Below are 21,257 nucleotides of genomic sequence, written 5' to 3'. Positions count from 1 at the left end.
AAGCCGCGGGCGGCCGCGCCGCCGGAGAGTCTGCGGTGGACGGCGAGGGAGATGCGCTCCAGGGTGCGGACGCCGTAGCGCATGGTGGGGTTGTCGTGGCTCAGGAGGACGATGCGGTAGTCGACGGCGGGGGTTTCCGTCGCGTCCGTGGCGGTGTCCGTGCCCGTCCCCGTGTCCGCGGCAAGGTCCTTCTCCGTGTCGGTGCTCGTGCCCGTGCCCGTCGCCGCCGCCGGGCGCACGATGCCGACGCTGTGGACCCGCCACGCGTGGGTCGCGCGGGGCAGCCAGCCGTTCTTGAGGTGCACCTTGACCGTGCGGGGCGCCCCCGCCGTCACGCCCCACGCCTGGGCCCGGACGACCTGCCCCATCAGCGACAGGGCCTCGGTGCGGTGCGACACCGCGGCGAGGAGGGCGAGTTGGTCGCGTGCGGTGGTGCGGGTGAGGCCCCAGTAGCGGCCGTGGCCGAGGACGGTGTCCTGGGCTCCGGCCTCCCGCAGCACCCTGTTCAGCCGGGCGCGTGACAGTCCGTCCCACAGCTCGGTCGCGGCCTTGTTGTCGGAGCGGGTGATCATCGCCTTCAGCCGCCGCGCCTCCAGCGGGGTCGGCGCGCGGCCGAGCTCCTCCGCCCGGCCGAGCACGGCCTGCATGATCAGGACCTTGGCGATGCTGGCGGAGTCGTACGCGAGGGTGTCGTCGAGCCGGCAGCGCAGTCCGCGCGCGGGGTCGTGGATCGCGAGGGAGACGGTGCTGTCGCGGCCCTTGAGCGCCGCGGTGATGTCCTGGGACAGGTGGGCGGCGAGGGCGGGTTCGCGGGGCGAGGTGCAGAGGGCGGGCGCGGGGTGTGCCTCGGCGGGGCTGGGAAACGCGGTGCCCGACGCGCCTAGGAGGGCGCCGAGGAGGGTCCAGGCGCGGAGGCGGGAGCGGTGGATCATGCCCACCAGTTTCGGGAGCGGTGCGTGGGGGGCGCCCCTCGACTGGTCCACCTGGACGCACGCCACGCCCGGGCGGGCGGCGCCGGCCTCGCCCCGTGTGGCCCGCGCCCTGAGTAGCGGCCCACGCCCGTGTGTGCCCGCGCCCCGGCGGGCGGTGCCCCACCGCCGTGTGTGCCCGCGCCCGCGTCGGGGCGGTGCCCCCGCCGTGTGGGCAATCGTCCCGCAGGGCGATGGGGGTCCCCCAAGCTCTCGGCTTCGCTCGAGCAGGGGGCCCCCATCGCCCCTTGCGGAACGCCTGCCCACAACGGGCGTGGGCGCCGTTCCGTTGCGGGTGGGCACCGCCCCGGCGGAACGCATGCCCACAACGGAACGACTGGCGCGGAACGCCTGCCCACAACGGGGGGGCGCGTCAGTGGGCCGCTGAGTCCCAGTTCGGGCCTACTCCGACCGAGACGTCCAGGGGCGCGCGGAGGTCGGCCGCGGCTGACATCTGTTCGCGGACCAGGGTCTCGACCCGCTCGCGCTCGCCGGGGGCGAGTTCGAGGACGATTTCGTCGTGGACCTGGAGGAGCATCCGGGAGGCGAGGCCCGCCTCCGTCAACGCCCGGTCGACGTTCAGCATGGCGACCTTGACGATGTCCGCCGCCGTGCCCTGGATCGGGGCGTTGAGCGCCATCCGCTCGGCCGCCTCGCGGCGCTGACGGTTGTCGCTGTTCAGGTCCGGGAGGTAGCGGCGGCGGCCGAGCATCGTCTCGGTGTACCCGGTCGCGCGGGCCTCGTCGACGACGCGCCGCAGATAGTCCCGTACCCCGCCGAAGCGCTCGAAGTAGGTGTCCATCAGGCCGCGGGCCTCGCCCGGGTCGATGCTCAGCTGCTGCGAGAGGCCGAACGCCGACAGGCCGTAGGCCAGGCCGTACGACATGGCCTTGATCTTGCGGCGCATCTCGGCGTCGACGGCGGACCGCTCGACGCCGAAGACCTGGGAGGCGACGGTGGTGTGCAGGTCCTCGCCGGAGGCGAAGGCCTCGATGAGGCCCTCGTCCTCGGAGAGGTGGGCCATGACGCGCAGCTCGATCTGGCTGTAGTCGGCGGTCATGAGGGCCTCGAAGCCCTCACCGACGACGAAGCCGTGCCGGATGGCGCGGCCCTCGTCCGTCCGCACCGGCACGTTCTGCAGGTTGGGGTCGGTGGAGGACAGGCGGCCGGTCGCCGCGACGGTCTGGCTGAAGGTGGTGTGGATCCGGCCGTCCGCCGCGACCGTCTTGATCAGGCCTTCGACCGTGGAGCGCAGGCGGGCCTGCTCGCGGTGGCGGAGCATGATCACGGGCAGTTCGTGCTCGGTCTGGCCGGCCAGCCAGGCGAGCGCGTCGGCGTCCGTCGTGTATCCGGTCTTGGTCTTCTTGGTCTTCGGCAGGTTCAGCTCGCCGAAGAAGACCTCCTGGAGCTGCTTGGGCGAGCCGAGGTTGAACTCGTGGCCGACGGAGGCGTGGGCCTCCTTCACGGCCTGCTGGACCGCGCCGGCGAACTGCTGCTCCATGGCCTCCAGGTGGTCGCGGTCGGCGGCGATGCCGTGCCGCTCCAGGCGGGCGAGGAGCGCGGAGGTGGGGAGCTCGACCTCGTGGAGGAGCTCGCGGGCGCCGACCTCGGCGAGCCGCTCGTCGAAGGCTCCGCCGAGGTCGAGGACGGCCCGGGCCTGGCTCATCAGGGCCTCGGCCTCGGCGGTGTCGTCGGCGCCGAAGGCGAGCTGACCGTCGGCGGCGGCCGCCGGGGCGAGCTCGCGGCCGAGGTACTCGACGGTGAGCGCGTCGAGGGCGAAGGAGCGCCGGCCGGGCTTGACCAGGTAGGCGGCGAGGGCGGTGTCCATGGTGACGCCCGCGATGGACCAGCCGTGCTCGGGGAAGACCCGCATGGCGCCCTTGGCGTTGTGCATGATCTTCGGCCGCTCGGGGTCGGAGATCCACGCGGCCCAGGCCTGCTCGTCGGCCTCGTCGAGGGCGCTGGGGTCGAACCAGGCGGCGGCTCCCCCGGCGGCGGCGAGGGCGATCTCCGCGACGTTCCCGGTGCCGAGGGCCCAGCTGTCGACGGTGGCGATGCCGAGGGGCTCGGTGCCGTGCTCGGCGAGCCAGGGGGCGAGCTCGCCCGCGCCGAGGACGGTGAAGTCGAGGTCGACGCCCGCGGCGGGGGCGGGTGCGGCCTCCTCGGCGGCGCCGGGGTCGACGGCGAGGAGCCGCTCGCGCAGCGAGGGGTTGCGGATCTCCAGGGTGTCGAGGACGAGGGCGACGGCCGTGCGGTCGTACGGCTCGCGGGCGAGTTCCGTGACGGTCTTCGGCAGCTCGACGTCCCGGACCATCTCGGTGAGGACGCGGTTGAGCTTGACGGACTCCAGGTGGTCACGGAAGTTCTGGCCGGCCTTGCCCTTGACCTCGTCGGCGCGCTCGACGAGCTCGGCGAAGGAGCCGAACTGGTTGATCCACTTGGCGGCGGTCTTCTCGCCGACGCCGGGGATGCCCGGCAGGTTGTCCGACGGGTCGCCGCGCAGGGCGGCGAAGTCGGGGTACTGCGAGGGGCTCAGGCCGTACTTCTCCTGGACCTTCTCCGGGGTGAAGCGGGTGAGCTCGGAGACGCCCTTGGTCGGGTAGAGCACGGTGGTGTGGTCGGTGACGAGCTGGAAGGAGTCCCGGTCGCCGGTGACGATGAGGACCTCGAAGCCCTCGGCCTCGGCCTGGGTGGCGAGGGTGGCGATGACGTCGTCGGCCTCGAAGCCGTCGACGGCGAAGCGCGGCGCGCGCATCGCGTCGAGGAGCTCGCCGATCAGCTCGACCTGCCCCTTGAACTCGTCGGGGGTCTTCGAGCGGTTCGCCTTGTACTCCGGGAACTCCTCGGAGCGCCAGGTCTTGCGGGACACGTCGAACGCGACCGCGAAGTGGGTGGGCGCCTCGTCGCGGAGCGTGTTCGCCAGCATCGAGGCGAACCCGTAGATCGCGTTCGTCGGCTGTCCCGTCGCGGTGGTGAAGTTCTCCGCGGGCAGCGCGAAGAACGCCCGGTACGCGAGCGAGTGCCCGTCCATGAGGAGCAGGCGGGGGCGGGTGTCTGCGGGGGTCTTCGATGCTGTCTCGGCCACACGACGATCCTGCCACGGCCCACTGACAATCCCGTCCACAGCGGCCGGGGGTGCCGGTCCGCCGGTGCCGCGTGACAGGATCGGAGACGTACGCCACAGGATTACCGCTCAAGGGAGAGCGCGATGGTCAGCAAGCCCCCGGCCGGTGACCCGGTTCAGGACGCACCGCAGGTCACGCCGCCGCAGCACGCCGCAGCCGGCCTGCCCGCCATCGGGCACACCCTCCGGATCGCGCAGGAGCAGATGGGTCTGCGGCGCACCGCGCGGACCCTGCTCAAGGTCAACCAGAAGGACGGCTTCGACTGTCCCGGCTGCGCCTGGCCGGAGGGCGACAAGCGGCACGTGGCGGAGTTCTGCGAGAACGGCGCGAAGGCGGTCGCCGAGGAGGCGACGCTGCGCCGGGTGACGCCGGAGTTCTTCGCCGCCCATCCGGTGGCCGACCTGGCGACCCGCAGCGGGTACTGGCTGGGCCAGCAGGGCCGGATCACGCAGCCGATGCTGCTGCCGGAGGGCGGCGAGCGGTACGAGCCGGTGAGCTGGGAGCGGGCGTTCGCGATCATCGCGGAGGAGCTGCGGGCGCTTGGCTCGCCCGACGAGGCCCTCTTCTACACCTCGGGGCGGACGAGCAACGAGGCGGCGTTCCTGCTGCAGCTCTTCGCCCGCGAGTTCGGCACGAACAACCTGCCGGACTGCTCCAACATGTGCCACGAGTCCTCGGGCTCGGCGCTGACGGAGACGATCGGCATCGGCAAGGGCAGCGTCTCCCTGGAGGACCTGCACCGGGCGGACCTGATCATCGTGGCCGGGCAGAACCCGGGGACGAACCATCCGCGGATGCTCTCGGCCCTGGAGAAGGCGAAGGCGGCGGGCGCGCGGATCATCTCGGTGAACCCGCTGCCCGAGGCGGGCCTCGAGCGCTTCAAGAACCCGCAGACCCCGCAGGGCATGATCAAGGGCGCGGCGCTCACGGACCTGTTCCTGCAGATCCGGATCGGCGGCGACCAGGCCCTCTTCCGGCTGCTCAACAAGCTGGTCCTGGAGACGGCCGGGGCGGTCGACGAGGGGTTCGTACGCGAACACACCCACGGGTACGAGGAGTTCGCGGCGGCGGCGAAGGCGGCCGACTGGGACGAGACGCTCGCCGCGACCGGTCTGGAGCGCTCGGAGATCGAGCGGGCCCTGGAGATGGTGCTCGCCTCGGAGCGGACGATCGTCTGCTGGGCGATGGGCCTCACCCAGCACAAGCATTCCGTGCCGACGATCCGCGAGGTGGTCAACTTCCTGCTGCTGCGCGGGAACATCGGGCGGCCGGGCGCGGGTGTGTGCCCGGTGCGCGGCCATTCGAACGTGCAGGGCGACCGCACGATGGGCATCTTCGAGCGCCCCGCGCCCGCCTTCCTCGACGCCCTGGACAAGGAGTTCGGGATCGTCTCGCCGCGCCACCACGGCTTCGACGTGGTGCGTTCGATCCAGGCGCTGCGCGACGGCGAGGCGAAGGTGTTCTTCGCGATGGGCGGCAACTTCGTGGGGGCGACGCCCGACACGGAGGTGACGGAGGCGGCGATGCGCAACGCGCGGCTGACCGTGCACGTCTCGACGAAGCTGAACCGCTCGCACGCGGTGACGGGCACGCGCGCGCTGATCCTGCCGACGCTCGGCCGCACCGACAAGGACGTCCAGGAGAGCGGCAGGCAGTTCGTGACGGTCGAGGACTCGATGAGCCTCGTGCACGCCTCCCGGGGCAACCTGCCGCCGGCGAGCCCGCACCTGCTGTCCGAGCCGGCGATCGTGGCGCGGATGGCGCGGGCCGTGCTCGGCGAGGGATCGGCCACCCCCTGGGAGGAGTTCGAGGCGGACTACGCCCGGATCCGGGACCGCATCGCGCGCGTGGTGCCCGGTTTCCAGGACTTCAACGCCCGGCTCGCGGCGAACCCGGGCGGCTTCGCGCTGCCGCACGGCCCGCGCGACGAGCGCCGCTTCCCCACGAAGACCGGCAAGGCCAACTTCACGGCCGCCCCCGTCGAGTACCCGAGGGTGCCCGAGGGCCGGCTGCTGCTGCAGACGCTGCGCTCGCACGACCAGTACAACACCACGATCTACGGCCTGGACGACCGCTACCGGGGGATCAAGGGCGGCCGCCGGGTGGTGCTCGTGCACCCGGCGGACGCGGCGGCGTCCGGCCTCGCGGACGGGGCGTACGCGGATCTGGTCAGCGAGTGGACGGACGGCACCGAGCGGCGGGCGCCCGGCTTCCGGGTCGTGCACTACCCGACGTCCCGGGGGTGCGCGGCGGCCTACTACCCGGAGACGAACGTGCTGGTGCCGCTGGAGTCCACGGCGGACGTCAGCAACACCCCCGCCAGCAAGTCCGTGATCGTGCGCCTCGTCCCCGTGGGGGCGGGCGACTGACCGCAGGGGCAGGGCGGCGGGGCAGCCGATGGCCGGTTACGTACTGACCCGAGCCGTGGGGGCGGGGATACCCTCCACTCCCACTCGCGCGTGCCACGGGGGCCCCGTTGTCCACTCCTCCTCCCGCTTCACCGCCGCCCGACCGCCCACCGGCCTCGGCCCCGCCGCCGAACCCTCCGACGCCAGACCGTCCGACGGACCGTCCGGCGCCCGACCGTCCGGCGCCCGACGGCCCACCGGCTCCGGCCACGGCTCCGATTCCGGCCCCTCCGCCCCCGGCTTCACCCCCGGCCCCGCCCCCACCACCGGCTCCCGCATCGTCGGCACCCGTGGCGGGCCCCGTGCCGGCTCCCCCGCCGCCGGAACCCGAGCCGCCGGAACCCTCGCTGAGCGAGCTCGCCCTGGAGCGGATCCTGCCCGGGGCGGCGCAGCTGCCGCCCGCGCGGCGGGGCCGGATGCTGGCCCGGGGGCTGCTGGTGATCGCCGCCGGACTGCTCGCCACCGCGGCCCTCGGGCAGGTCGTCACCTACGTCTACGACACCGTGTTCGCCGCATCGCGGGTACGGGCCGAGGACGACGCCGGGAAGAGACTGGACCAGGAGGAGGCCCCCTTCACGACGGCGGTGGACGCCGATCTGTCGGCCCTCGACCGGGACGAGTGGTCGATCGTCCTGGACCGGCCGCTCACCCCGGCCGAGCAGCGCGCCCTCCAGGCGGTGCCGATCACGCCCACCGGATACGGGCGGGACGTGTGGCGGATCCTGGGGCCGCTCGGGGCGAGGGTCATCGGCACGACCCCTCACCTCGGCGGGGACGCCGAGATCCGCTCCGGCCCCACGACCTCCTTCAGGCTGAACCTCTTCAGCGAGCGCGCCTCCCAGCTGTCGGTCACCGACATGCGCGCGGTCGACGTCGACTGCCGCCCCTCGGCCGCCCGGTTCCTCCTCAGTCACCCCGCCCAGGGCGAGGCGCCCTATCCGGGCGTCTTCTTCGATCTGCGGCGCCAGGACCCGGCTCCCGTCATCACCGACGAGGGCGACGACCAGGGCGAGCGGTACTTCGACCGCCGGAAGATCGATCTCGGCGGCGGCAGCACGCCGGGCGCGCTGCGGGTCGCGGCCACGGTCGGTGCGGAGAGCTGCGACTGGAAGATCGCGGCGGCCTACCGGGACGCGGCGGGCACGCGCGGCGAGCTCGTGATCCAGGACGGGGCGAAGCCGCTGCGCGCGGAGGCCCCGCCGACCGCGCCCGAGCAGTTCTTCCTCGTCCAGATCGGCCCGGTCCGGCTCACCCCCTGCCACGAGCCGCGTTTCGCGGCCGATCACCTCTGTCGGCTCTTCATGGGCGGCGATTAGACTCACGATGCGCCTAAGCGTTTGCTCAGGCAGATCAGCCGTACGAAGACGAACGGAGCCGGGTCCATGGGTGAACAGCAGCACGTGAAGTTCCCGCAGGAGGTCATCGACGAATACGCGGCGCTCGGCGTCGACCTCCCGGCGCTCTTCTCGGCCGGGCACCTCGGGACCCGCATGGGCGTGCAGATCCTGGAGGCCTCGGCGGAGAAGGTCGTCGGCACGATGCCGGTGGAGGGCAACACCCAGCCGTACGGGCTGCTGCACGGCGGCGCGTCGGCGGTGCTCGCGGAGACGCTCGGCTCCGTCGGCTCCATGCTGCACGGCGGGGTCTCGAAGATCGCCGTCGGCGTGGACCTGAACTGCACCCACCACCGCGGTGTGCGCAGCGGTCTGGTGACCGGTGTGGCGACCCCGGTCCACCGCGGGCGGACCACCGCCACGTACGAGATCGTGATCAGCGACGAGCAGGGCAAGCGGGTGTGCTCGGCGCGACTGACCTGCCTGCTGCGCGAGGTCACCGCGAAGGACGCGGGCGACCTGCCGACGGCGGGTCACGCGCAGTCCTGAGCGGAGCGGACGGCGCGGCGGGGAACGGGGAACCGTTTCGCGCCGCGCCGTTCGTGTGTCAACTGCCTTGTCTCCGGAACCTCTTGCCCCGCGCGGCCGCAGCCGCTTCACTGGCGAATCTCCCCCACAGGAGGACACCCGATCCACTCACACACCGAGGGGTTCTTCGTGACCGCCAGTCGCACCACCTATGCGATGACCATCGTCACCGCCGCCGCCTGCGCCGCCGTGCTCGCCACCGCGATCCCGTCGTCCGCGATCAACTCGTACAACGCGACCCCGGCCCCCGAGCGCACCGAGGTCGGCGCGCTCGTCGCGACCTGGGACAACGACGACGACCCGGCGACGCCCGACCGTGTCGACTGGGTCTGCTCCGGCACCATGGTCGACGCGGACACCTTCCTGACGGCCGCGCACTGCACCACCGACTGGCCGGCGAACGTCCGCTTCTACGTCTCGCTCGACCAGGACGTGCAGTCCGGCCTGGACCGGGCCGCAGCCGAGCACCCGGGCGACCCCGCCGCCGTCGCACGGAGCGTGGCCGTCGAGGGCACCGCGATCAGCCACCCCGCGTACCCCGGCCCGGCCTCCGACAGCCATGACATCTCGGTCATCGAACTGCCGGCGAAGGCCGTGAAGGCCCGCTGGTCCTTCACCCCGGCGACGCTCCCGAAGGCGGGCTCCCTGGCCACCCTCGGTCCTCAGGGCCTGAACTCCACCTCGTTCCTCGTCGCCGGTTACGGCACCCAGGAGGCGGAGCGGGGGCCGGGCGGCCAGACCCACCCGGGCGGCGGGGTCCGCATGAAGGCGCCGGTCACGTTCGACGCGCTCAACGACGCCTGGGTGCGGCTCGCCATGACCGCGCCCCAGGGCAACGGCGGTGCCTGCTACGGCGATTCGGGCGGCCCCAACTTCGCCACGCTGGGCGGGAAGCTGACCCTGGTCGCCACCACGATCACGGGCGACACCCCCTGCTACGCGACGAACGTCTCGTACCGCCTGGACACCGCCGGTGCCCGTGACTTCCTGAAGCCGTACGTCCAACTCCCGTGACGTCCAGGCGTTTTCGACCGGTCGGGGCCGCACTCGCCGCGGCCCTGACCGGGTGCGTCCTGACCCTCGCCACGGGCTGCGACCGGGCCCCCGAGCCGGCGCCCGCACCCCGCGCCAGCACCCCCGCGGACGTCTGCACGAGCCTGGTGTCGTACTGGGTGAAGGAGGCCCTCAAGGGCAGCAGGTGGGCCGGGCTCGACTGGGAGCAGAAGGGCCTCTCCAACGAGCAGTACGAGATCCACGACGAGGTGCTCGCGGCGGCACGGGCGGAGGAGCGGCGCGCGGGCCGCGAGGCGGCGCTCGCACTCGCCGACCGGGAGTCGCGGCGGCGCTGCGAGGCGGCGAAGGGGGCGACCGGAAGCTCGGAGAACTGGCGTCCGCCCGACGAGCAGAGCGCTTCCCCGTCGCCCTCGAAGAGCTGATCTCGGCCATGATCACCGTAACGCTACGTGACATTCGTGCCATCCGGCGACCGGAAGACGAGCTCGACCCGCGACCGGCTTCTCGTCCGCTGACGCCCGCACCCCTGTCCGGTATCCGGACACCCTCACACGGGAGGCGTCAGGAGTGTGATCCGCTCAAGCCCCTTAGCGGAACTGCGGGTTCTCACGATGTGAACACCGCGCTACCAACCGCTTTGCCCGATTTTGTCCACCCCTTGCACACGGCATCCGCCCGTCGGCATAACAAGACAGTCACATCCTGACCTGGGCGCTCCCCGCCGTTCCCCACCTGCGCCTAGAGTCACGGCCAGTCACCGCGCCGCTGGGCGCTTCCACTGCACGGCCCAGCTCGACCCAGTACGGCCCGGCATCGAAAACGGCACCTCTAGCTTCACAGCTTCACGGCACCGCCTCAGCTTGAGGGGGCCGCGCCAGGGAAAGGATTCTTCGTGCGACACCGTTCTTTGCTCATCCTCACCAGCGTGCTCACCACGGGAGCGCTCACTCTCACCGCATGCGGTTCGCGTGACGACAAGGGCGGCAGCGACAACAACGCGGACGGCGGCAACGTGACCGTCGTCATCGGCGTCGACGCTCCGCTGACCGGCTCCCTCTCTGCGCTCGGCCAGGGCATCAAGAACTCCGTGGACCTGGCGGTCCAGACCGCCAACAAGAACAAGGAAGTCCCCGGCGTCACCTTCAAGATCGAGGGCCTCGACGACCAGGCCGTCCCCGCCTCCGGCCAGGCCAACGCCACCAAGCTCGTCGGCAACAAGGACGTCCTCGGCGTCGTCGGCCCGCTGAACTCCGGCGTCTCGCAGCAGATGCAGGGCGTCTTCGCCGCCGCCAACCTGGCGCAGGTCTCCCCGGCCAACACCAACCCGGCGCTCAGCCAGGGCGACAACTGGGGCAAGGGCGAGTTCAAGCGTCCCTTCAAGACCTACTTCCGTACCGCCGCCACCGACGTGGTCCAGGGCAAGTTCGCCGCCCAGTACCTCTTCAAGGACGCCGGCAAGAAGAAGGTCTTCGTCGTCGACGACAAGCAGACCTACGGCGCCGGCCTCGCGGCGATCTTCTCCGACGAGTTCAAGCGCCTCGGCGGCACGGTCGTCGCGACCGACCACGTCACCGTGAAGGAGACCGACTTCTCCTCCACCGCCGACAAGGTCAAGGCCTCCGGCGCCGACTCCGTCTACTTCGGCGGCCAGTACCCCGAGGGCGGTCTGCTCTCCGACCAGATCAAGAAGACCGGCGCCAAGATCCCCGTCATGGGCGGCGACGGCATCTACGACCCGGCCTTCATCAGCGCCTCCGCCGAGGCCAACGACGGTGACCTGGCCACCTCGATCGGCTACCCGGTCGAGAAGCTGGACACCGCCAAGAAGTTCATCGCGGACTACAACGCGGGCGGCTACAAGGACCCGTACGCGGCCTACGGCGGCTACTCCTACGACGCCGGCTGGGCCCTCATCCAGGCCGTCAAGGCCGTCGTCCAGGCCAACAACGGCAAGCTGCCGTCCGACGCCCGCGCCAAGGTCACCGAGGCCCTGGGCAAGGTCTCCTTCGACGGCGTGACCGGCAAGGTCTCCTTCGACGAGTACGGCGACACCACCAACAAGCAGCTCACGGTCTACAAGGTCGAGGGCGGCAAGTGGGTCGACGTCAAGAGCGACACCTTCAACCAGTAGTCCCCGGCCCGGTGCCGCGCCGAGAGCCCCGGCACCGGGAACCCCGCACCACCTGAACCAAGCCGCGCGAGGGCGCAAACAGCGCCCTCGCGCGGAGTCATATCCGACAAGCTCATCGGAGGCCTGCGGTGCACGAACTGCCGCAACAGCTGGCCAACGGCCTGGCCCTCGGTGCCCTCTATGGCCTCATCGCCATCGGGTACACCATGGTCTACGGCATCGTCCAGCTCATCAACTTCGCCCACGGCGAGATCTTCATGATCGGGGGCTTCGGTGCCCTCACCACCTACACCGCTCTCCCGAGCGGAACGTCCCTGCTGGTGGCGATACCGCTCATGATCGTCGGTGGCGCGATAGCCTCCGTGGCCGTCGCCACCGCCGCCGAGCGGTTCGCCTACCGCCCGCTGCGCAGCGCGCCGCGACTGGCCCCGCTCATCACCGCGATCGGTCTGTCCATCGCCCTCCAGCAGCTGATCTGGCAGTTCTACCCGGACGCCAAGAAGGCCGTGAGCTTCCCCGAGTTCAAGGGCGAGGCGTTCCAGATCACGGACAGCCTCTCGATCCAGCGCGCCGACGCCTTCATCCTCGTCCTCGCCCCCCTGTGCATGCTCGCCCTCGGCGTCTTCGTCTCCAAGAGCCGCAGCGGCCGCGCCATGCAGGCCACCGCGCAGGACCCGGACACCGCGAAGCTGATGGGCATCAACACGGACCGCATCATCGTCATGGCCTTCGCCATCGGTGCCGCCTTCGCCGCCGTCGCCGCCGTCGCCTACGGCCTCGACAAGGGCCAGATCAACTTCGAGATGGGCTTCATCCTCGGCCTCAAGGCCTTCACCGCGGCCGTCCTCGGTGGCATCGGCAACATCTACGGCGCCATGGTCGGCGGCGTGGTCCTCGGCCTCGCCGAGGCCCTCTCGATCGCCTACATCCAGGACATCCCCGGCATGCAGCAGCTCGGCGGCGGTGCCTGGTCCAACGTGTGGGCGTTCGTCCTCCTCATCCTCGTACTCCTCGTGCGGCCCCAGGGCCTGCTCGGCGAGCGCGTCGCGGACAGGGCGTGAGCACCATGACCGAGAACCAGAGCAAGACCTCCAGCGCGCCGAAGCCGGCCGCGCTCCTCTGGACCGTCGTCGGCGGCAGCATCGCCACCGTCGTCAGCGCCTTCCTCGCCTGGACGTGGACCCCCGCCTTCCCCGGCAACCTCACGATCTACGGCAACCCCGCCCCGCTCCAGCTCCTCACCCTGGTCGGCGCCGTCCTCACCGCCGCCCACGCGCTCTCCGCGCTCGGCGTGAAGGGCCTGGGCTGGCTCACCCCCGCCGGCTCCCGCAAGGCCGTGTGGATCCTGGCCCTCGGCACCTTCGCCACCACCCTCTTCACCGCGATCTCGATCATCGTGGAGCTGGGCGCCCTGGTGGACCTGGAGCCCGGCGCCGGTGTCGCCGTCCTCGCCTCGGCCGTGCCCGCGGTCGCCGCGTACAAGCTGCCCGACGACACCCGCAAGGCCGCTCCCGCCAAGCAGCTGCCCTCCTGGGCCGAGATCCTGATCGTCGTCGCGGTCTTCGCCCTCGGCCTGTACGTCGTCACCTTCGGCATCGACACCGACGACTCCGAGCCGCAGCTCTTCATCGCGTACCTGATCCTGGTCGGCTTCTCCGCCACCGCTCTGGTCAAGTCCGGGCTGACCCAGCGGCTCTCCACGATCACCGCGCGCAACCGCCAGGTGACCATCACGGCCGCCATCGTCATGGCGATCGCCTTCCCGTTCATCCAGCAGAGCGGCGACACGTACACCCTGATCGCGGTCAACATCCTGATCTTCGCGACCGTCGCCCTCGGCCTGAACATCGTCGTCGGCCTCGCCGGTCTGCTCGACCTCGGTTACGTCGCGTTCCTCGGTGTCGGCGCGTACACGGCGGCCCTCGTCTCGGGCGCCACCTCCTCCGCCTTCCACGTGCAGTTCCCGTTCTGGGCGGCGGCGCTCACCGGCATGGCGGCCTCGCTGGTCTTCGGTGTCGTCATCGGCGCCCCGACCCTGCGGCTGCGCGGTGACTACCTCGCCATCGTGACCCTCGGCTTCGGAGAGATCTTCCGCATCGCCATGGGCAACCTCGACGGCACCTCCGGCCCGCAGATCACCAACGGCCCGAACGGCATCCCGAACATCCCGCAGCTGGAGTTCTTCGGGTACAACTTCGGCGAGCCGCACACGGTGTTCGGCATCGAGCTCGGCGCCTACGCCAACTACTACCTGCTCATGATCCTCATCATGGCGCTGGTCGTGGTCGTCTTCTCCCGCGCCGGCAACAGCCGCATCGGCCGCGCCTGGGTCGCCATCCGCGAGGACGAGACCGCCGCCACCGCGATGGGCATCAACGGCTTCCGGGTCAAGCTCGTCGCCTTCGCCCTCGGCGCGTCCCTCGCCGGCCTCGCCGGTACGGTGCAGGCGCACGTCAACACCACGGTCGTCCCCGAGAACTACGTCTTCGCCGGCCCCGTCCCGCCGAACTCCGCGTTCCTCCTCGCGGCCGTCATCCTCGGCGGCATGGGCACCATCAACGGCCCCATCGTCGGCTCCGCGCTGCTCTTCCTGATCCCGGCCAAGCTGTCCTTCCTCCAGGACTACCAGCTGCTCGGCTTCGGCATCGCCCTGATCCTGCTGATGCGCTTCCGCCCCGAGGGCCTCATCGCCAACAAGCGGGCGCGGCTGGAATTCCACGAGAACGACGAGCAGCCCGACGTACCGGAACAGCGGGTGTCCGCCGAGTCCGGCGTCGGTACGGCGAAGGCTGGGGCGTGAACGCCATGACGACCACCACCACGGAAACCACCACGGGCACCATCACCGCCGCCCCGGTCCTGGAGGCCAGCGGGGTCACGATGCGCTTCGGCGGTCTGACCGCCGTCCGCGGGGTCGACCTGACCGTCCGCGAGGGCGAGATCGTCGGCCTGATCGGCCCCAACGGCGCCGGCAAGACCACCTTCTTCAACTGCCTGACCGGCCTGTACGTCCCGACCGAGGGCCAGGTCAGCTACAAGGGGACGGTCCTGCCCCCGAAGCCGCACCTGGTGACCCAGGCCGGCATCGCCCGTACCTTCCAGAACATCCGCCTCTTCTCCAACATGACGGTCCTGGAGAACGTCCTCGTCGGACGCCACACCCGGACCAAGGAGGGTCTCTGGTCCGCGCTCCTGCGCGGGCCCGGCTTCAAGCGGGCGGAGGCCGCCTCGCGCGAACGGGCCATGGAACTCCTGGAGTTCGTGGGCCTCGCGCACAAGGCGGAGCACCTGGCGCGCAACCTGCCGTACGGCGAGCAGCGCAAGCTGGAGATCGCTCGCGCGCTCGCCAGCGACCCCGGTCTGCTGCTGCTCGACGAGCCGACCGCCGGCATGAACCAGGCCGAGACCCGGACCACCGAGGAGCTCGTCTTCGCGATCCGCGACCGCGGCATCGCGGTCCTGGTCATCGAGCACGACATGAAGTTCATCTTCAAGCTGTGCGACCGGGTCGCCGTCCTCGTCCAGGGCGAGAAGCTCGTCGAGGGCACGTCCGAGGTCGTCCAGGGCGACGAGCGCGTCGTCGCCGCGTACCTCGGTACGCCGTACGAGGAGGCGCCCGGCGCGGAGGAGGCGGCCGAGGTCGAGGCCGCGGAGCAGGCCGCGGACGCGGCTGCCGACGAGGCCGAGGCTGCGGACGACGCCGCTGACGAGGCCCCCGAGGCTCCCGCCGCCGAGGCGGACGACGCCCCGGAGGCCGACGACGCCCCCGAGGCCGAGGCCGACGACACCCCCGCCGACGAGGCTCCGGCCGCCGACGCGGACAGCACCACCGAAGGAGACTCCAAGTGACCGCACTTCTGGAGGTCGAGGACCTCAGGGTCGCCTACGGCAAGATCGAGGCCGTCAAGGGCATCTCCTTCTCCGTCGAGGCGGGTCAGGTCGTCGCCCTGATCGGCACCAACGGCGCCGGCAAGACCACGACCCTGCGGACCCTCTCCGGTCTGCTCAAGCCCACCGCCGGAAAGATCACCTTCGACGGGCAGCCGCTGGCCAACATCCCGGCCCACAAGGTGGTGTCGCTGGGCCTCGCGCACTCCCCCGAGGGGCGGCACATCTTCCCCCGGCTCTCCATCGAGGAGAACCTCCAGCTCGGCGCCTTCCTCCGCAAGGACAAGGACGGCATCGAGAAGGACATCCAGAAAGCCTACGACCTCTTCCCGATCCTGGGCGAGCGTCGCAAGCAGGCCGCGGGCACGCTGTCCGGCGGTGAGCAGCAGATGCTGGCGATGGGCCGCGCCCTGATGTCCCAGCCGAAGCTGCTGATGCTGGACGAGCCCTCGATGGGTCTCTCCCCGATCATGATGCAGAAGATCATGGAGACCATCGCGGCGCTCAAGGCCGAGGGCATGACGATCCTGCTCATCGAGCAGAACGCGCAGGCCGCGCTCTCCCTCGCGGACTACGGGTACGTCCTGGAGGTCGGCACGATCAAGCTGTCCGGCACCGGCCAGGACCTGCTCGTGAACGACGACGTCCGCAAGACGTACCTCGGCGAGGAGTAGCACCTCCCCTCAGAGCGAGAAGGCCCGCCCCACAGTGACGTGGGGCGGGCCTTCTTCCGTACGGAAGGCGTGGGGCTACTGCCCCTTGGCCGCCTTCTTCTCCTCGGCGTCCTCGATGACGGCCTCGGCGACCTGCTGCATCGACATGCGGCGGTCCATCGAGGTCTTCTGGATCCAGCGGAAGGCCGCGGGCTCCGTCAGGCCGTACTGGGTCTGCAGGATGGACTTGGCGCGGTCGACGAGCTTGCGCGTCTCCAGGCGCTGGGAGAGGTCGGCGACCTCCTTCTCCAGGGCGCGGAGCTCGGCGAAGCGGGAGACGGCCATCTCGATGGCCGGCACCACGTCGCTCTTGCTGAAGGGCTTCACCAGGTACGCCATGGCGCCGGCGTCCCGGGCCCGCTCGACGAGCTCGCGCTGCGAGAAGGCGGTCAGCATGAGGACCGGGGCGATGGACTCGCCGGCGATCTTCTCGGCGGCCGAGATGCCGTCGAGGACGGGCATCTTCACGTCGAGGATGACGAGGTCGGGGCGGTGCTCACGGGCGAGCTCGACGGCCGTCTGGCCGTCCCCGGCCTCGCCGACGACCGTGTAGCCCTCTTCTTCCAGCATCTCTTTGAGGTCGAGGCGGATGAGGGCCTCGTCCTCGGCGATGACGACGCGGGTCGTCAGCGGCGGGACGTGCGACGGCTCGGCGTCGTCGGCGGGCTGGGGCGACTCGGGGGCGGTCACGCGGGCTCCTCGTTCGATGGCCTCGTTCCGAGGCGGATACAGCTCCCCATGAGCCTACCTACCTCCTGTAAGGTAGGGACACGGCGGGTGATCACCGACCTTCGTTTCGAAGGATGCCCCGGTAGCCCAGCGGAAGAGGCAGTGGTCTCAAACACCATACAGCGTGGGTTCGAATCCCACCCGGGGCACTTTACCTTTGATTCCAAGGATTGAGACCCTGGCCCTAGGCGAGTGGTTCTCCGATGTGGTGCACACGCACCAGGTTCGTCGAGCCCGCGACACCCGGCGGGGAGCCCGCCGTGATGACCACGATGTCGCCCGGCCGGCAGCGGCCGATCCTCAGCAGCTCCTCGTCGACCTGGGCCACCATCGCGTCCGTGGAGTCCACGTGCGGGCCGAGGAAGGTCTCCACGCCCCAGGTCAGGTTGAGCTGGGAGCGGGTCGCCGGGTCCGGCGTGAAGGCCAGCAGCGGGATCGGCGACCGGTAGCGGGAGAGCCGCTTGACCGTGTCGCCGGACTGGGTGAAGGCCACCAGGAACTTGGCGCCCAGGAAGTCGCCCATCTCGGCGGCCGCGCGGGCCACGGCACCGCCCTGGGTGCGGGGCTTGTTGCGCTCGGTGAGCGGCGGGAGGCCCTTGGCGAGGATGTCCTCCTCGGCAGCCTCGACGATCCGGCTCATGGTGCGGACCGTCTCGATCGGGTAGCGGCCGACGCTGGTCTCGCCGGAGAGCATCACGGCGTCGGTGCCGTCGATGACCGCGTTCGCCACGTCGCTCGCCTCGGCGCGCGTGGGGCGGGAGTTGTCGATCATCGAGTCGAGCATCTGGGTGGCGACGATGACCGGCTTGGCGTTGCGCTTGGCCAGCTTCACGGCGCGCTTCTGGACGATCGGCACCTGCTCCAGGGGCATCTCGACGCCCAGGTCGCCACGGGCGACCATGATGCCGTCGAAGGCGGCGACGATCTCGTCGATGTTCTCGACGGCCTGCGGCTTCTCGATCTTGGCGATGACGGGGAGCCGGCGGCCCTCCTCGTCCATGATCCGGTGGACGTCGTCGATGTCCCGGGCGCTGCGGACGAAGGAGAGGGCGATGACGTCGGCGCCGGTGCGCAGCGCCCAGCGCAGGTCCTCGATGTCCTTCTCGGAGAGGGCGGGGACGGAGACGGCGACCCCGGGCAGGTTGAGCCCCTTGTGGTCGGAGACCATGCCGCCCTCGATCACCCGGGTGCGCACCCGCGGGCCGTCGACGGAGGTGACCTCCAGGGTGACGCGGCCGTCGTCGACGAGGACGCGCTCGCCCGCGGTGACGTCCCCGGCGAGGCCGGCGTAGGTCGTCCCGCAGCCGTGGCGGTCGCCCTCCCTGGGCTCGACGGTGATGGTGAACTCGTCGCCGCGTTCAAGGAGTACGGGCCCCTCGCGGAAGCGGCCGAGGCGGATCTTCGGGCCTTGAAGGTCGGCGAGGACGCCGACGCTGCGGCCGGTCTCGTCGGCGGCTTTCCGGACGCGCTGGTAGCGCTCCTCGTGCTCGGCATAGCTGCCGTGGCTGAGGTTGAAGCGGGCCACGTCCATTCCGGCCTCGATCAACGCCTTGATCTGGTCGTATGTTTCGGTGGCGGGCCCAAGGGTACAAACGATTTTCGCTCGGCGCATAAGGCGAGCCTAGGCCTTACCCATCAGTAGGAAATTGGCTCGGCATGACTACTCAACAACCTTTCCATGAAAGGTTGTTGACAAGTCTTGAATCTGTGCGGCGGGCTGCTCCGATGAGCGGATTACGGGCCGAAAAGCCGTTCGTCTCAGAGTGCGGGAGGCAGCATCGTGAACCGTGCGACGACCTCGGCCATGACCGTCTGCCGCTGCGGTTCGAGGTCGAGCGGCGGCGCCTCGCCGGCCGCCTCCGCCGAGTAGGCCACGGCCGCCGCGCCGAAGCCGCCGCGCCTCGGCCGCGGGGGCTCCGCGAGGCCGGCGTCCGACAGTTCGAGGAGTGAGTCGAGCGAGGTGCCGAGCGCCTCCGCGTAGGCCCGGGCCCGCTGCACCGCCCCGTCGACCGCGCGCCGGCGCGCCTCCGCGTACACCGGGGAGGCCGGCCGCAGCTCCCACCACGGCCCGTCGACGCTGGTCATCTCCAGGTCCGCGAGCCGGGTGACCAGCTCGCCGAGCGCGGCGAAGTCGGTCAGTTCGACCGTGACCCGCACCCGGCCCGTATAGGCGTGCACCCGCTCCCCCCGCCCCTTCCGGGTCAGCTCGGGGGCCAGCGAGAAACTGCCCGTCTCCAGCTTCTGGACCGCGTCGCCGAGCGCCTTGACCAGGTCGAGCACCCGTGCGTTGCGGCGGGTCAGGTCGGTGAGCGTCTCCGCGCGGTCCGTGCCGCGGGCGGACACGGTCACCCAGATCCGGGCGAACTCCGGCTCGACCTCCAGACGGCCTTCGCCACGGACCGTCACCTGGGGCGCGTCGGGGGTGGGGTGGGGATGTGTCATACCGAACACTTTCCCACTCCGTAACCCGGGAGGGCTGTTGCGACGGTGCGGTCTGAGCCAGAATCTACGCGCGTTGTGCGCCATGGCAGCGCCGTACCTAGGGGAGAGAACACATGCCGCTGAACCGCCGGGCCTTCCTGGAGGGCTCCGCCGCCGTCGGAGCCGGAGTCGCCCTCACCGCCGGGGTCGCCGCCCCCGCCGAGGCCCGTGAAGCAGGCCCCCGGCCGGCCAAGCGGTACTCGTTCACCGTGATGGGCACCACCGACCTGCACGGCAACGTCTTCAACTGGGACTACTTCACGGACAAGGAGTTCGACGACAAGGCGCACAACGACGTCGGCCTCGCCAAGATCTCCACCCTGGTCAACCAGGTGCGCGCCGAGAAGGGCGAGGAGAACACCCTCCTCATCGACGCCGGTGACACCATCCAGGGCACCCAGCTGTCCTACTACTACGCCAAGGTCGACCCGATCACCCAGACCGGCGGCCCCGTCCACCCGATGGCCCAGGCCATGAACGCCATCGGCTACGACGCCGCCGCGCTCGGCAACCACGAGTTCAACTACGGCATCCCGGTGCTCCGGAAGTTCGAGGAGCAGTGCGACTTCCCGCTGCTCGGCGCCAACGCGCTCGACGCGAAGACCCTGCGCCCGGCCTTCGCGCCGTACAGCATGCACTGTCTGCGCACCCCGCACGGCAGGGACGTCAAGGTCGCGGTCCTCGGCCTGACCAACCCGGGCATCGCCATCTGGGACAAGGCGAACGTCACCGGCCAGATGGTCTTCCCCGGCCTGGAGGAGCAGGCGGCCAAGTGGGTGCCGAAGCTGCGCTCCATGGGCGCCGACGTCGTGGTCGTCTCGGCGCACTCCGGCTCCTCCGGCACCTCCTCGTACGGTGACCAGCTCCCGTACATCGAGAACGCCGCCGGGCTCGTCGCCGAGCAGGTGCCGGGCATCGACGCCATCCTCGTCGGCCACGCGCACACCGAGATCCCCGAGTACCGGGTGAAGAACAAGGAGACCGGCAAGGACGTCGTCCTGTCCGAGCCGCTGAAGTGGGGCCAGCGCCTCACCCTCTTCTCCTTCGACCTGGTGTGGGAGAAGGGCCGCTGGGTGGTCGAGAAGGCCGGCGCGCAGGTCCTCAACTCCAACACGGTCGCCGAGGACCCGGAGATCACCGGTCTGCTCGTCGACGAGCACAAGAAGGTCGTGGAGTACGTCAACCAGGTCATCGGCACCTCCACGGCGGCCATGACCACGGCCGACGCGCCGTGGAAGGACGAGCCGATCATCGACCTGATCAACGTCGTCCAGGCCGAGACGGTGAAGGCGGCCCTGGCGGGCGGCCAGTACGCGAACCTGCCGGTGCTCTCGCAGGCCTCCTGCTTCTCCCGCACGGCCCGCATCCCGTCCGGGCAGATCACCATCAAGGACGCCGCCGGGCTCTACCCCTTCGAGAACACCATGGAGGCCCGTCTGATGACGGGCGCCCAGCTGAAGGACTACCTGGAGTACTCGGCGCGGTACTACGTCCAGACCCCGGCGGGCGCGCCCGTCGACACCGCGAAGCTCACCAACGCGGACGCCACGCCGGACTACAACTACGACGCCGTGTCGGGTCTCACGTACGACATCGACATCGCCAAGCCGGCCGGCTCGCGGATCGTGAACCTGTCCTTCCAGGGCAAGCCGCTCGACCCGGCGGCGCAGTTCGTCTTCGCCGTCAACAACTACCGGGCGAACGGCGGCGGCGCCTTCCCGCACGTCGCCACCGCCCCGAAGCTCTGGTCGAACTCGGACGAGATCCGCAACACCATCATCCAGTGGGTGAAGGCCAAGGGGACGGTCGACCCTGGCACCTTCGCGTCGGTGGACTGGAAGCTGACCCGGGACGGCGTGCCGGTCTTCTAGCTCCTGG

The 21,257-nt window shown here is 70.8% G+C and carries 15 protein-coding genes, 1 tRNA gene and 1 pseudogene; 12 read left to right on the top strand and 5 right to left on the bottom strand.

The window, feature by feature from the left end:
* Positions 1-239 precede the first annotated feature (239 nt).
* Both ABT041_RS08330 and polA read right to left on the bottom strand, forming a co-directional pair.
* Positions 240-572 (bottom strand): annotated as a pseudogene (locus ABT041_RS08330) (serine hydrolase); the annotation flags it as partial.
* A gap of 769 nt (positions 573-1,341) precedes the next feature.
* Positions 1,342-4,053 (bottom strand): DNA polymerase I, encoded by a 2,712-nt coding sequence (gene polA, locus ABT041_RS08325; RefSeq protein WP_351180931.1) that lies wholly within the window; start codon positions 4,051-4,053, stop codon positions 1,342-1,344.
* Positions 4,054-4,176: 123 nt separating this feature from the next.
* On the opposite strand from polA, the gene ABT041_RS08320 reads away from it, so the two are divergent.
* From ABT041_RS08320 to ABT041_RS08275, 10 genes are all read left to right on the top strand, one after another.
* The gene (locus ABT041_RS08320) at positions 4,177-6,462 is read left to right on the top strand and encodes an FdhF/YdeP family oxidoreductase (RefSeq protein WP_351180928.1); all 2,286 of its coding nucleotides are present in this window, start codon (positions 4,177-4,179) and stop codon (positions 6,460-6,462) included.
* A 329-nt stretch (positions 6,463-6,791) separates the two neighbouring features.
* The gene (locus ABT041_RS08315; protein WP_351180925.1) at positions 6,792-7,817 is read left to right on the top strand and encodes a hypothetical protein; all 1,026 of its coding nucleotides are present in this window, start codon (positions 6,792-6,794) and stop codon (positions 7,815-7,817) included.
* A 66-nt stretch (positions 7,818-7,883) separates the two neighbouring features.
* On the top strand, positions 7,884-8,384 hold the full coding sequence (locus tag ABT041_RS08310) for a hotdog fold thioesterase (protein WP_351180922.1): 501 nt from the start codon (positions 7,884-7,886) through the stop codon (positions 8,382-8,384).
* A 168-nt stretch (positions 8,385-8,552) separates the two neighbouring features.
* A complete protein-coding gene (locus ABT041_RS08305) occupies positions 8,553-9,437 on the top strand; it encodes a trypsin-like serine protease (RefSeq protein WP_351180919.1) in 885 nt (294 codons plus the stop codon).
* Complete coding sequence (locus ABT041_RS08300; protein WP_351180916.1) at positions 9,434-9,859, top strand: hypothetical protein; 426 nt, start codon at positions 9,434-9,436, stop codon at positions 9,857-9,859. Before ABT041_RS08305 ends, ABT041_RS08300 begins: the two co-directional genes overlap by 4 nt.
* Before the next feature lie 470 nt (positions 9,860-10,329).
* Positions 10,330-11,568 (top strand): branched-chain amino acid ABC transporter substrate-binding protein, encoded by a 1,239-nt coding sequence (locus tag ABT041_RS08295; protein WP_351180913.1) that lies wholly within the window; start codon positions 10,330-10,332, stop codon positions 11,566-11,568.
* 128 nt (positions 11,569-11,696) lie between these two features.
* Complete coding sequence (locus ABT041_RS08290; protein ID WP_351180910.1) at positions 11,697-12,629, top strand: branched-chain amino acid ABC transporter permease; 933 nt, start codon at positions 11,697-11,699, stop codon at positions 12,627-12,629.
* Between the two features lie 5 nt (positions 12,630-12,634).
* Positions 12,635-14,368: a branched-chain amino acid ABC transporter permease gene (locus tag ABT041_RS08285; protein ID WP_351180907.1), complete on the top strand. Its 1,734-nt coding sequence runs from the start codon at positions 12,635-12,637 to the stop codon at positions 14,366-14,368.
* A 5-nt stretch (positions 14,369-14,373) separates the two neighbouring features.
* Positions 14,374-15,417 (top strand): ABC transporter ATP-binding protein, encoded by a 1,044-nt coding sequence (locus ABT041_RS08280; RefSeq protein ID WP_351180904.1) that lies wholly within the window; start codon positions 14,374-14,376, stop codon positions 15,415-15,417.
* Entirely contained in the window at positions 15,414-16,130 is a 717-nt protein-coding gene (locus tag ABT041_RS08275; RefSeq protein WP_351180901.1) for an ABC transporter ATP-binding protein, read from the top strand. The genes ABT041_RS08280 and ABT041_RS08275 overlap by 4 nt, the downstream gene beginning before the upstream one ends.
* Positions 16,131-16,205: 75 nt before the next feature.
* Here ABT041_RS08275 and ABT041_RS08270 read toward each other — a convergent pair whose 3' ends face one another.
* On the bottom strand, positions 16,206-16,859 hold the full coding sequence (locus ABT041_RS08270) for an ANTAR domain-containing response regulator (protein WP_351180898.1): 654 nt from the start codon (positions 16,857-16,859) through the stop codon (positions 16,206-16,208).
* A gap of 115 nt (positions 16,860-16,974) precedes the next feature.
* Between ABT041_RS08270 and ABT041_RS08265 the strand changes: the two genes are divergently transcribed.
* Positions 16,975-17,047: transfer RNA gene (locus ABT041_RS08265), tRNA-Leu, on the top strand.
* Between the two features lie 35 nt (positions 17,048-17,082).
* Here ABT041_RS08265 and pyk read toward each other — a convergent pair.
* Together pyk and ABT041_RS08255 are read right to left on the bottom strand one after the other, a co-directional pair.
* Positions 17,083-18,510, bottom strand: a complete 1,428-nt coding sequence (gene pyk, locus ABT041_RS08260) for a pyruvate kinase (RefSeq protein WP_351180895.1) — start codon at positions 18,508-18,510, stop codon at positions 17,083-17,085.
* A 146-nt stretch (positions 18,511-18,656) separates the two neighbouring features.
* The gene (locus ABT041_RS08255) at positions 18,657-19,340 is read right to left on the bottom strand and encodes an SIMPL domain-containing protein (RefSeq protein ID WP_351180893.1); all 684 of its coding nucleotides are present in this window, start codon (positions 19,338-19,340) and stop codon (positions 18,657-18,659) included.
* Positions 19,341-19,453: 113 nt separating this feature from the next.
* Here ABT041_RS08255 and ABT041_RS08250 point away from each other — a divergent pair, with 113 nt between their 5' ends.
* A complete protein-coding gene (locus ABT041_RS08250) occupies positions 19,454-21,250 on the top strand; it encodes a 5'-nucleotidase C-terminal domain-containing protein (protein ID WP_351180891.1) in 1,797 nt (598 codons plus the stop codon).
* The last annotated feature ends 7 nt before the right edge of the window (positions 21,251-21,257 follow it).

The sequence above is a fragment of the Streptomyces sp. NPDC002825 genome (assembly GCF_040295385.1).
Classification (GTDB): Bacteria; Actinomycetota; Actinomycetes; order Streptomycetales; family Streptomycetaceae; genus Streptomyces.
The sequence above is the reverse complement of the archived record's forward strand: the minus strand, read 5'-3'. Positions and strand labels throughout refer to the sequence as shown.